This is a genomic window from Streptococcus sp. 22.1 (assembly GCF_016648645.1).
Lineage (GTDB): Bacteria > Bacillota > Bacilli > Lactobacillales > Streptococcaceae > Streptococcus.
In genome coordinates, this window is record NZ_JACLQK010000004.1 from 1 (window position 1) to 15,547 (window position 15,547).

The 15,547-nt window shown below is 37.7% G+C and carries 14 protein-coding genes and 1 pseudogene; 14 read left to right on the forward strand and 1 reads right to left on the reverse strand.

From position 1 onward, the window contains the following. Positions 1–92: 92 nt before the first annotated feature. The 6 genes from H7U04_RS02595 to H7U04_RS02620 are packed head-to-tail and all read left to right on the forward strand — an operon-like array spanning position 93 to position 6,810. The gene (locus tag H7U04_RS02595) at positions 93–1,085 is read left to right on the forward strand and encodes a glycosyltransferase family 2 protein (RefSeq protein ID WP_201041359.1); all 993 of its coding nucleotides are present in this window, start codon (positions 93–95) and stop codon (positions 1,083–1,085) included. A 1-nt stretch (position 1,086) separates the two neighbouring features. Further along, positions 1,087–2,235: a polysaccharide polymerase gene (locus tag H7U04_RS02600; protein ID WP_080612042.1), complete on the forward strand. Its 1,149-nt coding sequence runs from the start codon at positions 1,087–1,089 to the stop codon at positions 2,233–2,235. Further along, the gene (locus H7U04_RS02605; RefSeq protein ID WP_201041358.1) at positions 2,232–3,647 is read left to right on the forward strand and encodes a flippase; all 1,416 of its coding nucleotides are present in this window, start codon (positions 2,232–2,234) and stop codon (positions 3,645–3,647) included. Before H7U04_RS02600 ends, H7U04_RS02605 begins: the two co-directional genes overlap by 4 nt. A 10-nt stretch (positions 3,648–3,657) precedes the next feature. Next, the gene (gene glf / locus H7U04_RS02610; protein ID WP_198463922.1) at positions 3,658–4,758 is read left to right on the forward strand and encodes a UDP-galactopyranose mutase; all 1,101 of its coding nucleotides are present in this window, start codon (positions 3,658–3,660) and stop codon (positions 4,756–4,758) included. Continuing rightward, on the forward strand, positions 4,755–5,747 hold the full coding sequence (locus H7U04_RS02615) for a stealth family protein (RefSeq protein WP_084869948.1): 993 nt from the start codon (positions 4,755–4,757) through the stop codon (positions 5,745–5,747). The genes glf and H7U04_RS02615 overlap by 4 nt, the downstream gene beginning before the upstream one ends. A gap of 10 nt (positions 5,748–5,757) precedes the next feature. Then, complete coding sequence (locus tag H7U04_RS02620) at positions 5,758–6,810, forward strand: sugar transferase (RefSeq protein ID WP_201059286.1); 1,053 nt, start codon at positions 5,758–5,760, stop codon at positions 6,808–6,810. A 36-nt stretch (positions 6,811–6,846) separates the two neighbouring features. Here H7U04_RS02620 and H7U04_RS02625 read toward each other — a convergent pair whose 3' ends face one another. Beyond that, a complete protein-coding gene (locus H7U04_RS02625; RefSeq protein ID WP_192573940.1) occupies positions 6,847–7,866 on the reverse strand; it encodes a phosphodiester glycosidase family protein in 1,020 nt (339 codons plus the stop codon). Between the two features lie 172 nt (positions 7,867–8,038). Here H7U04_RS02625 and H7U04_RS02630 point away from each other — a divergent pair. The 8 genes and pseudogenes from H7U04_RS02630 to H7U04_RS02665 all read left to right on the forward strand — a co-directional run bounded on the left by H7U04_RS02630 (position 8,039) and on the right by H7U04_RS02665 (position 15,546). Then, a pseudogene (locus tag H7U04_RS02630) lies at positions 8,039–8,833 on the forward strand (Cof-type HAD-IIB family hydrolase). A 17-nt stretch (positions 8,834–8,850) separates the two neighbouring features. Then, complete coding sequence (locus tag H7U04_RS02635) at positions 8,851–9,453, forward strand: histidine phosphatase family protein (RefSeq protein ID WP_107373039.1); 603 nt, start codon at positions 8,851–8,853, stop codon at positions 9,451–9,453. Beyond that, the gene (locus tag H7U04_RS02640; protein ID WP_201059287.1) at positions 9,450–10,058 is read left to right on the forward strand and encodes a histidine phosphatase family protein; all 609 of its coding nucleotides are present in this window, start codon (positions 9,450–9,452) and stop codon (positions 10,056–10,058) included. The genes H7U04_RS02635 and H7U04_RS02640 overlap by 4 nt, the downstream gene beginning before the upstream one ends. Beyond that, positions 10,055–10,651: a histidine phosphatase family protein gene (locus H7U04_RS02645; protein ID WP_201059289.1), complete on the forward strand. Its 597-nt coding sequence runs from the start codon at positions 10,055–10,057 to the stop codon at positions 10,649–10,651. Before H7U04_RS02640 ends, H7U04_RS02645 begins: the two co-directional genes overlap by 4 nt. Positions 10,652–10,729: 78 nt before the next feature. Beyond that, complete coding sequence (locus tag H7U04_RS02650) at positions 10,730–11,866, forward strand: AI-2E family transporter (protein ID WP_073687749.1); 1,137 nt, start codon at positions 10,730–10,732, stop codon at positions 11,864–11,866. Between the two features lie 123 nt (positions 11,867–11,989). Then, complete coding sequence (locus tag H7U04_RS02655; RefSeq protein ID WP_110981299.1) at positions 11,990–13,426, forward strand: glycoside hydrolase family 1 protein; 1,437 nt, start codon at positions 11,990–11,992, stop codon at positions 13,424–13,426. A 246-nt stretch (positions 13,427–13,672) separates the two neighbouring features. Next, a complete protein-coding gene (locus tag H7U04_RS02660; RefSeq protein WP_110981298.1) occupies positions 13,673–13,951 on the forward strand; it encodes a phasin family protein in 279 nt (92 codons plus the stop codon). Positions 13,952–13,968: 17 nt separating this feature from the next. Beyond that, a complete protein-coding gene (locus tag H7U04_RS02665; protein WP_049545854.1) occupies positions 13,969–15,546 on the forward strand; it encodes an ABC1 kinase family protein in 1,578 nt (525 codons plus the stop codon). The last annotated feature ends 1 nt before the right edge of the window (position 15,547 follow it).

A 15,547-nucleotide genomic window follows, 5' to 3' on the forward strand; every position in this document is an offset into this window, starting at 1 on the left:
AAATAAGTTAAAATATATACTGTTTAGACTTAAAGTATTAAAACTGGCTTTCAGTATTCAAAACATTTTCTGATATGATTTAGGAGTCTATTTTGAAATATTCTGTTATTATTCCAGTTTATAATGTTGAGAAATATATTGACCGTTGTTTAAAAAGTATTATTTCTCAGAACTATGATGACTTGGAAATTATAGTGGTAGACAATGGGTCTACGGATAGTAGTGGCAGTATTTGCGATACTTATGCTAACGAGTACTCAAATATCTCAGTCTATCATATTGAGAACCACGGTGTTGGTTCGGCACGTAATTTTGGCTTGTCCAAAGCCAGGGGAGAGTTTATCTACTTCGTTGATAGTGATGATTATCTTGTTGGTAATCTCTTTGCTGATTTTGCTGATAAGCTAGTGTTAGATATGGATTTGGCTGTTTTTAGTTATTACAATTCTTTTGAGGAAGATTTAACTGAGAAGCAGCGTACTGAAAAGTCACTTCCATTTAAAGGGAATTACGACAAGGATGGTTTTATCAAGATATTTAAAGAACTATTCCTATCGGATATGCTTTACACAGTTTGGAATAAGATATATCGCAGAGAATTTCTTCTTGAAAATAACCTCTCTTTTGAGCAGTATGAGTTAGGTGAAGATGTCCGCTTTAATCTTGATGTTTATCGTGAAGTCAACAAGATTTATCTTTCTCAAGATTCCTACTATGTTTATGTCATTGGTAGAAAAGGTTCTGCTATGTCGGGCTATAAACCCAAGCGTCTTCAGTATCAGCTTCAAGAATTGAAGATGGTTGATGATCTACTTTCTGACTGGAATTTGAATAGTTCAGGTTTTGATAAAACAATTAAGTCACGAATCTTAATGAGTAATATTTATAATATCTCCAAACAAAATACTCAAGTCAGTATAAAGTTAAAATATGTAAAGGATATTTGTGAAAATAAAGTCATCAAATCATTTATTTATACAGAAGAAAACGATTTGAAACCTTTCATAAAATATTTACTAAAACATAAAATGTACCGTACTGTTCTGTTTCTTAAAAAGGTTCAGGCGTTAATTAAAAGGAGTTAAAATGTTTCGTATTGAAGCAGAAAAATTATTAGTTGGTTTTGTATTAGCATTTATAGTAGCTGTAGATATGTTAGGTACAACTATGTTAGGTAGATTGGTTCCAACTATACCGAGTTCTATATCTGTACTTGTTTCTTTATGTTTGTTAATTCGTTTTAAAGACATTAAGAAATTTTCTATAAACTACTTGATTTTTGCACCTTTACTTCTAATTGTAGGCTTTCTTGTTGCTTTACAAATGAAGAATTATAGTTTCCTTGCTTATATGATTTTGCTTGTTTCTTTATATGATATGGACATGGATTTTATTTTAAAAGTCTATAGTGCAGTAGTGATTCCCTTTATATTAGGAACTGTACTATTATCATTAGTTCATGTTATTCCAAACTTGCAGTTCATACAAATGAGAAATACAGGTGTTGTGACCAGAAACTCATTTGGCTTCATTTATCCAACGGATTTTGCATCACATTGTTTTTATTTATATGTTGCTTTATGTTATCTAAATAGAAATCGTTTCCTTATTACCCGTTCAATTTTAGGATTAGGTCTTGCAGCATTTATTATTAAGTTTTGTGATGCTCGTTTGAATGCAATGTCTATTGTAATTTCAATCCTTATATTTGCTTTCTTTTATTTCAATAAAAATAAACATCGTATGATTTTTGGCATACTTCCAGTATCAATTTTAGCGTCATCTGGGATTATGTATTACTTAACGAAAAACTTTACATGGTCAAGTCCATTCTATGTTGCCGCTAATAATTTGGTTAGTATGCGGTTGAGACTAGGAAACGATGCCTTAAAAACTTATGCTGTACGTTTGTTTGGTAACCCAGAGGTAAAATTTATCGGTTACGGTGGTAAGACGGAATCAGTCTTAAGTTATAACTATGTAGATTCCTCATATATTCAGATGTTGTTCTATTATGGAAGTGTTGCAGTAATTCTTCTGGTTATATTATATTTAGTAAGATCTTGGGTTATCTATCGACAAGGAAATTACTTGATTTTAACTTTACTATCTTTGATTACATGGAATTGTATGATTGAAGCATTTTGGATTAGACCATCGTACAACATCTTTTTCTACATTTTATTTGCATCTACGACACTAGGAATTGCAAGTAAAAATGGGAGAGTAGAATGAAAGTTTTAAAAAATTACGCCTACAATCTTTCCTATCAATTACTGGTAATTGTTTTACCAATCATTACGACACCTTATGTTACTAGGATTTTTAGTTCAAAGGATTTAGGTACTTATGGTTACTTTAATTCGATTGTGACCTACTTTATTCTTTTGGCAACTTTAGGTGTTGCTAACTATGGTACTAAGGAGATTTCAGGACATCGAAAGGATATTCGTAAAAATTTCTGGGGTATTTATACCCTCCAATTGATTGCGACTATTTTGTCTCTTGTCTTGTATACATCATTATGTTTGTTCTTTCCTGGTATGCAAAATATGGTGGCTTATATCTTAGGATTAAGCTTGATATCGAAAGGAATGGATATTTCTTGGTTATTCCAAGGTTTGGAGGATTTTCGTCGTATTACCGCAAGGAATACAACGGTAAAGGTTTTAGGAGTTATTTCTATCTTCCTTTTTGTGAAAACACCTGGTGATTTGTATCTCTATGTTTTCCTATTGACCTTCTTTGAATTGCTTGGGCAATTAAGTATGTGGTTACCAGCGAGACCTTACATTGGAGAACCACAATTTGATTTATCCTATGCTAAGAAACATCTTAAACCTGTTATTTTGCTATTTCTCCCTCAGGTTGCCATTTCACTATACGTGACTTTGGATCGTACGATGTTGGGTGCCTTGTCATCTACCAATGACGTCGGTATTTATGACCAGGCATTGAAGATTATCAATATCCTCTTAACACTAGTGACGTCTTTAGGTAGTGTAATGCTTCCTAGGGTATCTGGTCTTTTATCTAGCGGAAATCATAAGGCCGTTAACAAGATGCATGAGTTGTCTTTCTTGATTTATAATCTTGTGATTTTCCCGATAATAGCAGGTCTCTTGATTGTTAATAAGGACTTTGTGAGTTTCTTCCTAGGGAAAGATTTCCAAGAGGCTTATCTTGCCATTGCTATTATGGTCTTTAGGATGTTCTTTATCGGTTGGACGAATATTATGGGAATCCAGATTTTGATTCCACACAATAAACATCGTGAGTTTATGCTCTCTACGACTATTCCGGCTGTTGTCAGTGTTGGACTTAATCTCTTGTTAATTCCTCCATTTGGCTTTGTCGGGGCCTCAATTGTATCAGTTTTAACAGAGGCTTTGGTATGGGTTATTCAATTGAATTTTTCAAGGAGATTCATCAAAGATGTGTCAATCCTTCCAGCCATGTCAAAAATTATCTTAGCATCAGTTGTCATGTACCTTGGACTCTTTGTCTTTAAGATGTTTGTTCAATTGAAACCAATGCTAAATGTAGCAGTAGATGCTCTTGTCGGTGCTATCATTTATATCGTCTTGATTATTGTCTTACGTGTCGTTGATATGAAAGACTTGAAGCAACAGTTAATGAAAAACTAAGGAGAAAAATATGTACGATTATCTTATCGTTGGTGCTGGTTTGTCTGGAGCAATCTTCGCACATGAAGCTACAAAACGTGGCAAAAAAGTAAAAGTGATTGACAAGCGTGATCACATCGGTGGCAATATCTACTGTGAAGATGTTGAAGGTATCAACGTTCACAAGTATGGTGCTCACATTTTCCATACCTCAAATAAAAAAGTTTGGGATTATGTCAACCAATTTGGTGAGTTTAATAACTATATCAACTCACCAATTGCTAACTACAAGGGCAGTCTTTACAACCTTCCATTTAACATGAATACATTTTATGCTATGTGGGGCACTAAGACTCCTCAAGAAGTTAAGGACAAGATTGCTGAGCAAACGGCTGATATGAAAGATGTTGAGCCTAAAAACTTGGAAGAACAAGCGATCAAGTTGATTGGTCCAGATATCTACGAAAAGTTGATCAAAGGATACACTGAAAAACAATGGGGACGTTCTGCAACAGACCTTCCACCATTTATCATCAAACGTCTTCCGGTTCGTTTGACTTTTGATAATAACTACTTTAATGACCGTTACCAAGGGATTCCAATCGGTGGTTACAATGTCATCATTGAAAATATGCTTGGTGATGTAGAAGTAGAACTTGGGGTTGACTTCTTTGCCAATCGTGAAGAGCTGGAAAGCTCAGCTGATAAAGTTGTCTTTACAGGAATGATTGACCAGTACTTTGATTATAAACATGGTGAGTTGGAGTATCGCAGTCTTCGTTTTGAACACGAAGTCTTGGATGAAGAAAATCATCAAGGAAATGCCGTGGTCAACTACACAGAGCGTGAGATTCCTTATACTCGTATCATTGAGCATAAGCACTTCGAGTATGGTACACAACCTAAGACAGTTATCACACGTGAATACCCAGCTGATTGGAAACGTGGAGATGAACCATACTACCCAATCAATGATGAAAAGAACAATGCCATGTTTGCTAAGTACCAAGAAGAAGCTGAGAAAAATGACAAGGTTATCTTCTGTGGACGTCTTGCAGACTATAAATACTACGACATGCACGTGGTTATTGAGCGTGCCTTGGAAGTCGTTGAGAAAGAATTTACTAGATGACACAAGAAAAGATTGATATCGTTGTTCTCTGGGTTGATGGTAGCGATCCAGAGTTTATCCGTGAGAAACAAGAAGTAACAGGCCAAATCTCAGTTTCTAATGAATTAGTTGATGGAGATTTAAGATACCGTGAATTTGGAATTTTTAATTACTGGTTTCGAATGATTGAAAAGCATGCTCCTTGGGTAAATAATGTTTACTTAGTCACCAATGGTCAAAAACCGGAATGGTTGAACTTGGATCATCCAAAACTTAGATGGATTACTCATAAGGAATTTATGCCTAAAGAGTACTTGCCTACCTATAATTCTGCGGCCATTGAGCTTAATCTCCATCGTATCGAAGGATTGTCGGAAAACTATCTCTATTTCAATGATGATGTGTACTTGATTAGAGATAGTCAACCTTCGGATTTTTATAAAAATGGTCAACCTAAGCTTTTTGCTGTATATGATGCTTTGGTTCCTTGGTCAGCTTATACAAATACATATTACAAAAATGTTGAGTTAATTTATCGTCATTTTCCTAATAAGAAGGCCCTAAAGTCCTCACCTTGGAAATTTTTTAACTACCGCTATGGGCATTTAGTTTTGAAAAACTTGCTACTTTTGCCATGGGGGCCGACTGGCTATGTGAACAACCATTTAGCTACACCAATGAAAAAAAGCACCTTGGCGAATTTATGGCAAATTGAGGGAGAAACCTTAGATAGAACGTCACGAAATAAAATTAGAAACTACGAAGTAGACGTTAATCAATATATCTGTCAGTATTGGCATATTGAAAGTAATCAGTTTTATCCTATATCAAAGAATTTTGGTGAAACGATAAATTTACATCAAATAGATAGGTTAGAGAGTATCTTTAAAGATAAACATAAAAAATTGCTTTGTGTGAATGATGAAGTTGACTTTAAAGAGGAGAATATCATTCGTTTTAAGGAAATCTTACAAGAACGCTATCCTGAAAAATCAGCTTTTGAAAAATGAGAAATAAGAGATGAAATACTATTTAAAAGAAGAATTTTTACACGATAACAATGTTAAAAATGCCGGTAATAAGGCACGGAATGATGTTGAAGAAATTGTAAAGAGAGAAGGTTATCAAGCCTTGGTTCTTTCAGTTGATAATTGGTACGAGATGAGTACACTTAAAGCACAGCTTCATAAATCTAAGGCTATTGGTCAGGCCTTGAATCAACTAAAGCAAGGTGATGAGTTACTTATTCAGTTCCCAATGCTTCATCATAGTTTTTTCACAACACATCATGTAAAGAAAGCACAGAAAAAAGGCGTAAAAGTTAATTTTATTATCCACGATTTAGAAGCTCTTCGTTATATCAATGTTGAGAATTTCCCATTGAAGCATAAGATTCGCATTCAAATTCAAGAATCAGGTCTTCTTGGTGCAGCTGATGGTATCATTGCCCACAATCCAATTATGAAATCTGTATTGGTAGATAAAGGGATTGCAGAAGATAAGATTGTCAGTCTTGGTATTTTTGACTATTTGATTCCAAATTTCCAAGAGAAGACGGGTCTTACAAAGAATCAGCCGATTATTGTGGCTGGTAATTTGGCTCAGGAAAAAGCTGGTTATCTTTACTCTCTTCCTGCAGAACCTGCTTATAACCTTTATGGTGTCGGCTTCGACGAAAGCAGAGCTCTTGAGAATGAGAACTACTTTGGTTCCTTCCTACCTGATGAGCTTCCTGCAGCCCTAGAGGGTGGTTTTGGGCTTGTCTGGGATGGCGACAGTGCTGAGACATGTAGTGGTGTTTTCGGCGAGTACCTTCGCTATAACAACTCTCATAAGGCGTCACTTTACTTGGCCTCAGGATTCCCGCTTGTCGTTTGGAAACAGTCAGCCTTATCTCATTTTGTGCTTGAGAACGGCTGTGGAATTGCAGTAGATTCTCTTCAGGATTTGAAGGCGACAATTAACAATCTTTCAGATACTGATTACCAAGATTTGGTTGAAAATACCAAGCGTGTCGGTAAAGGTATTCGTGATGGTCACTACCTACTTACTGCATTGAACAATTTAAAATAAGATAAAAAATCCTCAGTAAAATGAGGATTTTTTGCATTATTTGGAGACTTCAAACTGGTATTGGGTTCCTGGAACTTTTCCATTTGAATAGATTGCTTCAATATAGTCGTCATAAGTGATTGACTTGGATTTACCTGCTTTTACGAGCTCTGGATCACGCCATATATTTGGATCAGCAGCATTAGTATCACGCTTGGTGAGGTAGAGGTACTCAATATAGGTTCTATTGTCGACAAAGGCACCAGCAACCTTTTCCTTACCATTATCAGATCGCGTGTACATACGAGTCGTTCCACCACCATCTAGTAGGAAGGCAAGACGAATATTCGAGTAGCCTATATTTTTTAAAAGCTTATAGACATCTTCGTGATTCAAGCCCTTATTGAGGGAGTTGTGGCCATAGGTTTGGATAATACGGATAATACCATCATAAGTCTCTACGTAAATGGAACGAGCATTTGGTTGGTCAGGATCACCTTTTTCCCAGGTTTTATCTACTTTTTTATCTTTAATGAGAATACCAAAGGCACCTGTATCCCAACCGTTGCTTCCCATGTGGGTAAACATTTTAGCTGTGTCGATATTTGGATAGGTTCCAGCAGTGATATTATTTTGATCATCTCCATATAGAAGGCCTGTTTTTCCCAATTCGATTTCTTTTTGAGCGAAAGGACGATCTAGCCCTTCGTAAGACCAAAAACCAGAGTTAATAAGAGCAAGAGCTTCTCGCCGCTTAGCTTCGTACTTAATACTTTGCTCTGTGAGTTCAGGATTATTGTCTTCGGTTCTTCCTTTTTGTAGGACATACTTTCCGTCCTTCTTGAAGGAGAGAATCTGCATGTCTACATTTTTAATATTGCCTTTTTCAAGTAAGACAGACTGATCTAAGAGCTCTTTATTCTTTATGGTGAAGTTCAATCCATCCTTATTTGATGGGATGGAAAGTTTCTTAATATCTCGATTGTTGAAATAGATGGTGAGGTAGAGCAGTCCACCAACTATGGCACCTATCATTAGAAGAGAAAATAGTATTCTTAAAATATTCTTCAATTTCATACTATAATTATAAACAATCTAGGCTTACAAAACAATCCTAAGACCATTAAATATCCAAGAATAGTATCAGTTTTTCCTAGTATGGTACTGGTAAGCGTTTTCCAAAAGGGTTATAATAGGGATAAGTTAGTCAAGGAGGTGCTTTATGACCATTAAGGTGATTGCATCAGATATGGATGGAACATTTTTAGACGATAAAGGGAGCTATGATAAGGGGCGTTTTAGTCAGATTTTGGATGCCATGGCTGCGCGTGATATGCACTTTGTCGTTGCATCAGGTAATAGTATGAGTCGCCTTAAACCTATGTTTGCGGAGACTTTTGACCGCCTGCATTTTGTAGTCGAAAATGGTGGTTAGGTGGTTAGCTATGGCAAGCTTCTGTGTCAGGAGTTTATGGCATCAAATGATGTTGAAAACTTGCTAAGCTATTTTAATTACGATTTGTTAGATAAACCGACTATATTTAATGGGGCTAAATCTGCTTACATGCTATCAGGAACGAAACTACATTTTGGTAAAGAGATGATAACAGAAGAAGAGCAAGCCGCTATGGAAGCATCCATTCACCGTTTGAATAGGTTGGAGGATTTAGAGGATGATTTCATAAAGATTACCATGTTGCTGAGTCCTGAAGAGGCTAATCGTGTGTCACAGGCTTTTAATCGTGATTTTGATGGCAATCTAGTTGCTGTTCCCAGTGGTTTTGGTGCTATTGACTTCATTCAAAAAGGCATGCACAAGGCTTGGGGACTCAAGCAGCTTCTTAACCACTGGGACTTGTCTGAAAATAATGTCAAGGCTTTCGGTGATGGAGACAATGATCTTGAGCTCTTGCAAATGGCTGGCCGCTCTTATGCTATGGAAAATGCCAGTCCAGCTATTTTACAAGTGGCAGACCAAGTAGCACCGCATCATAAGGATCAAGGTGTCTTGACTATCTTAGAAGATTATTTAGGTTTATATTAAAAAAGGGTGGTAAAGTAATGAAATTATATTTAATGCGACATGGTGAGACATTATTTAATACACAAAAGCGTGTTCAGGGATGGTGTGACTCTCCCCTAACGGAAAATGGAATCTGTCAGGCAGAACAAGCTAAGCAGTACTTTGCGAAGAAAGGTATTTCTTTTGATGCTGTCTATTCATCTACGCAAGAGAGAGCAACTGACACGGCAAAGATTGTGGCGCCTGAGTACACTGTAATCCAGCTCAAGGGAATAAAAGAAATGAATTTTGGGTCTTTTGAAGCTCAACCAGAGCATCTCCTACCCAAACATCGTCCAGGTTCACGATCCTTTGAAGATCTCTTGGTCCCATACGGTGGCGAAGATATTCGCAAGGTTGGACAGAGAGTTTTAAAGACTGTTTTAGAAAAAGCAGAAGAACACACTAAAGATGGTGCTGAGAATCTCCTATTTGTCAGTCATGGGGCGGCTTTATGGGGATTAATCATTACCATGGACTTAGCCTTTCCTGAAGGAGTGCGTTTTGGAAATTGTAATATTTGTGTTTATGATTATAACCAAGGACAATTGGAGCTTCTTCAGGTGATTGATCCGATTTCTGGTTTAGAGGTAACATTATGAAAGAATTTTATTTAATGAGGCATGGAGAAACACGATTTAATGTTCAGCATAGGCTTCAGGGGGTCTGCGATGCCCCTTTGACGGAAGTCGGGATTGAACAGGCTAAAAAGGCTGGTCAATATCTAGCCAAGCAAGAGCCAATTTTTGATCATGTCTTTACGTCAACCTCTGAGAGAGCTAGCGATACTCTAGAAATTGTGACTGGACGAACAGATTATGAAAGACTTAAAGGTCTTAAAGGACAGGATTTTGGTGCTTTTGAAGGGCAGCCAGAGTATCTTACTCCTAAAACCTTACCTGATGGACAAGGCTATGGTGATTACTTTGTTCAATTTGGTGGCGAGAGTACGACCCAGGTTCGGGATCGTATGGAGTTGACGATTAGGGCCATCATGGAGAGTGTGGCCGATGGTTCTAAGTCCTTGCTGGTTAGTCATGGTCCATCTATTTTGCAATTCTGTAGACGTGTTTTAGACCCTGTTCCAGATATTCGTGGTCTTAAAAATTGTTGTATTTTACACTTTACTTATGACCAAGGTCAATTTGAACTGGTCTCAGTTTATAATCCAGTAGAAGAAGAGTATATCTATGGAGGTGAAGAATGACACGATTCTATTTAATGCGACATGGACAAACACTTTTTAACACACTTAATCGGATTCAAGGTTGGTGTGATTCTCCCTTGACTGAAAAAGGTCGGGACCAAGCTCGTCAGGTCCGTGCTTATTTTGAAAAACATGGTATGACATTTGATCAGTATTATTGTACGACAACTGAAAGAGCTTCTGATACCATTGAATTGGCGACTGGGCGTACTGATTATCAACGTGTTAAGGGGCTAAAAGAAATGCATTTTGGTATCTTTGAGGGTCAGCCAGAGTATCTTCATCCCAAGACATCTATAGTGGGGCATTTTGGTGACCACTATGCCCAGTTTGGTGGGGAAAGTCAAGATCAGTTCGTTGCGCGTGTGGTTGCGAGTGCAAAGGAAATAGTAGATAAGCATCCTGACCAATCTATTTTAGCTGTTAGTCACGCTGGAGCCTTGATGACTTTTCTTCATGCCGTGGAGCCAGAGCGGGCCTTTGAGTCGTGTCCAGGCAATTGTGCCATCTTAGTTTTTGATTACGATGGATCGAGCTTTCACTTTGTCAAACTTATTGATCCAATAGCTGATCAAGAGTTGGTGGAATTTTAGCGGCTTTCTATGATCAAAGATAGTAAGAAACCCTTTTTTAGTGTATAATGGAAGGGTATTTTAAATTTTGGAGTTCCTATGAAATTTACAAAAAATCAGTTCATTTGGTTGGCTGTCCTTTTTTTCAGCTGTTTCTTGATTTATACTTACTGGGAAACCGTTGTTTCAATTTGTAACACTATTTACATTGCCAGTCAGCCCTTCCTGGTTGGAGCAGGGATTGCCTTTGTGGTCAATATCCTGATGTCTTTTTATGAGAAGCTACTGGTCAAGTTTATTCCATTTGGTTTTATAGCTAAGATCAAGCGTCCTATTTCTTTGCTCTCGGCATTGGCGACCATTGGTTTGGTCTTTACTTGGGTAGTCTTCACTGTTCTTCCCGATTTGATTGACAGTATCAACACATTGATTAGTCAAGACCGTTCAGCTATTAATAATTTGATTAATTGGCTGCTTAAAAACAAGTCCTTGCAAAAAATTATTCAAGATCTTGGTGGTGTGACACAGGTTAGAGAGCTAATCAATAGCTACAGTGCTCAGTTGCTTCAACAAATCATGAATGGTTTGACAAGCTTCTTGACTTCGTTGACGAGTCTACCATCAACCTTGATTAATCTCTTTATTAGCATCGTCTTTTCTTGCTATGTCTTGGCCGGAAAGGAGAAACTTGGGAATCAGGTCAATCGTTTAGTAGACGTCTATTTAGGACGTTATGGTAAGACTTTCCACTATGTGGTCGCTATTCTCAATAATCGCTTCCGCAATTTCTTCGTTTATCAGTCGATTGAGGCTTGTATCTTGGGAACCTTGTGTTATATTGGGATGCGTATCTTTGATTTTCCATACGCCGCGACTATTTCTATCCTAATTGGCTTTTCAGCTATGATACCAGTTGTGGGGGCCTATATCGGTGTGACAATTGGTACCATCTTGATTATGACACACTCTGTGACCTTGGCACTTTTATTTGTTGCCTATGTGGTTATCTTGCAGCAGTTTGAAGGAAATCTCATCTATCCTTATGTGGTTGGTGGCTCTACCGGACTTCCTGGTATTTGGGTTATCTTCGCTATCACCATAGGTTCTGCTTTGGGTGGTATCTTGGGCATGTTGGTTTCTGTGCCAGTAGCTGCGACCCTTTATCAGATTGTTAAAGATAATGTTGTTAGGCGAGAAGAGGCCAAAGCAGCAAATACTATTGAAAATAATGATTAATTAAAACAGACTTGGGTCTGTTTTTTTCGTACTATAGTATCAGATGTCAATAAGATAGTATAAGTGTAATCGTTTTCTAAGTGTTATACTATTAGTATATTAAACAAGACGAGGAGATAAAAGATGACTTATACATTTCCAAAAGAATTTCTCTGGGGTGGTGCAACAGCTGCCAACCAGTTTGAAGGTGCTTATAACCTAGATGGCAAAGGATTGTCTGTACAGGATGTGACGCCAAAGGGCGGTGTTCCTTTTGAACCTGGGGCTTTGAATCCTTTGATCACAGATCAACCAACATCAGATAATCTAAAGCTAGAAGGTATAGATTTCTATCACCGTTATAAAGAGGACATAGCACTTTTTGCAGAGATGAGCTTCAAGGTCTTTCGTATGTCGATTGCTTGGTCTCGTATTTTCCCAAATGGTGATGATGCCGAGCCAAATGAAGCAGGTCTAGCCTTCTACGATAAGGTTTTTGATGAATTGGCCAAATATGGCATCGAACCGCTTGTAACCTTGTCCCATTATGAAACACCACTTAACTTGGCGCGTCGGTACAATGGATGGACTAATCGTAAATTAATTGGTTTTTATGAGAATTATGTTCGTACAGTCTTCACACGTTATAAAGATAAGGTCAAATATTGGTTGACCTTTAATGAAGTGAACTCTGTTTTACACGCACCGTTCATGTCAGGTGGGATTGCAACTCCGATGGAAGAGCTCTCTAAACAGGATCTTTACCAAGCAGTTCACCATGAGTTAGTCGCTTCGGCTTCAGCAACCAAGATCGGTCATGAAATTAACCCTGACTTTAAGATTGGTTGTATGGTTCTTGCCATGCCAGCTTATGGAATGACAGCTAATCCTTTGGATCAGTTGGCTGTTCACGAGTTTGAAAATCAAAACTATCTCTTCTCAGATATCCATGCGCGTGGGAAATATCCAAACTATATTAAACGCTATTTCAAAGAGAATGGTATTGAAATACAATTTGCTCCAGGTGATGAAGAAATCTTGAAGAATACCGTTGATTTTATTTCATTCTCATATTATATGTCTGTGGCAACAGCACACAATCCGCAAGACTATAAGGTTGGAAAAGGCAACATCTTAGGTGGTGTCGAAAATCCCTACCTTGAAAAATCTGAATGGGGTTGGGCTATTGATCCAATCGGTCTTCGACTAGTTTTGAATGACTTCTATGATCGATATCAGTTGCCATTGTTTATCGTCGAAAATGGTCTAGGTGCAAAGGATGTTCTTGTTGATGGCCCAGATGGTCCAACAGTTGAAGATGATTATCGTATTGATTACCTTCAAAAACACTTGATTCAAGTTGGCAAAGCCCTTCAAGACGGTGTAGAACTTTGGGGCTATACGACATGGGGGCCAATTGATTTGGTATCAGCTTCAACGGCTGAACTCAGTAAACGTTATGGCTTTATCTACGTTGATCGCAATGATGATGGTAGTGGTAGCTTGGCTCGTTATAAGAAAAAATCATTTGTTTGGTATAAGTCTGTTATCGAAAGTAATGGTGAAGCCCTTTACAAATAGAATATGGCTAAGAATCTCAAAAATATTCGAGATTCTTTTTTAGTATTAAAGTACAATTTTGATATATCTGGATTTCTGTTGACATGAGTAAAAAGAGAGTATTTTAATACACAATAACTTTGTTTATGTTATTCCACATATTTTCTGAAAAAGTGGTAGAATAAAAGTGTGAAAGCGTTCTTATATTTTCCGAAGAAGTAGCGAGTCTATCTCTTTGCTTTTCCTACTTAGATGGAGGTAACGATAATGAATGATTTGAAAAAGGTTCTCTTAGCTGGAATCGGGTTGACTGCTATGACAGTTGATAAGGCGGATAGCTTTGTCAAAGAGTTGGTTGAAAAGGGGCGTTTGACTGTTGAAGAAGGTAAGGAACTGGAACAAGAGCTCAAACGTCAAAGTAAGGAAGAAGCTCAAGAATTTTTAGCGAAACTTGATGCTAAGAAATCTTCAGTTGAGTATGCGACTAAGGATGATGTGAAACGTCTTGATGATAAACTTGACGCTTTGCTCAGTCAAAATAAATAAAATGTAAGGAGTCTAAAATGGCTAGTAAACGATTGAGACATGTGTTGAAGGTTTTCTCGTCAGTTGGTCTCCTTTCTTATCGTGAAAAGCATCTTCCTCAAGACCAACAGACAACACCTGTCAAGCTACGCCAAGCCTTTGAGCAATTAGGACCTAGTTTTGTTAAAATTGGTCAAATCCTATCCACGCGCTCTGACCTTTTGCCAGAAAACTATATCAAAGAATTATCAAAGCTCCAGAGCTCAGTTCCTCCCTTGAATAAAGAGGAAGTCATGACTGCCATTAGGCGAGAATTACCTAATGAGCTTTCTGACAGTTTCCTTGATTTTTCGGAAGAGCCCTTAGCTTCTGGTTCTGTCGCTCAGACCCATAGAGCTAGATTATTGTTTGGTCAGGAAGTGATTGTAAAAATCCAGAGACCTGGTATTGATGAGGTCGTTAAGGAAGATATTCAGCTTCTCATTAAGCTTGCACGGCATATACCAAAGCATTTTATCCCCATGGTCGATGTTCAGGAGGTTTTGGAAAATCTGCGTGAAACCTTAATTAAGGAACTAGATTTCAGGAATGAAGCAGAGGCCATGAAGTGCTTTAAGGCCAATAACAGGGCTGTTGCTTGTCTAGGTGTCCCCGAGGTCTATGATACCTTCACGACACCTCACCTCATAGTTGAAGAGTATATCAATGGGATTCCGCTTAATCACTACAGCCAACTGATTGAGGCTGGCTATGACTTAGAAGATGTGGGCAAGAAGCTTATGCTGTCATTTATCAAGCAAGTCTTCAAAGATGGCTATTTTCATGGTGACCCCCATCCTGGAAATCTGTTGGTACGTGATGGCAAGATTTATTTCATTGATTTTGGAATTATGGGGGAGTTGGAAGTGGGGATGCGTGCGTCCTTAAATGACATCCTGTACAGTTTTACCGCACAAGATGTTGATGGTATGACCAAGGCCATCTTGTCCGTTACACAATTTGATAATGGTCTTAATCGTGCAGTTCTAAGTCAAGATGTAGAGCAAATGTTAGGTCGTTATTCTGGTATTGACTTGGGAAGTCTCTCTATAACAGATTTGCTGCAGGATTTGATGGCTATTTTCCAGAAAAATCATCTTAAAGCCTCTTCTCAAATTACCATTTTGGAGAAGGCTTCGCTTCAAATTGAGGGGATTTTCCGAGAGTTAGCGCCAAATATGGATCTTATGACCCTGGCCAAGGATTACTTCCTAGAAAATATGGGACCTGATATGCTTAAGCAGGCCCTGAATAAAGAGAGTATCTTGATTGAACTCTTTTATCTGATTCGCAATGGGAAGAACATTCCACGTCGTCTGCATCAGCTCTTGGAGCAAATTTTAAACGGACGAATTGTGGTGAACCATGATTTTATTAACTTTTCGGGTCGAATTAAAGTTTTTGAGAAAGTATTAAATAATCTGGTTTTAGCCTTATTGTCATTGGGATTTCTACTTTCCGGTGCCCTTTTGGCTAATAAATCAGGTTTTGAAAATCTTGCCTGGCTATTTCTTGGACTTGGAACTTTTCTAGCTTTAATCACAGTAGTGCGTATAATATTTAAGAAAAAAGGATAAA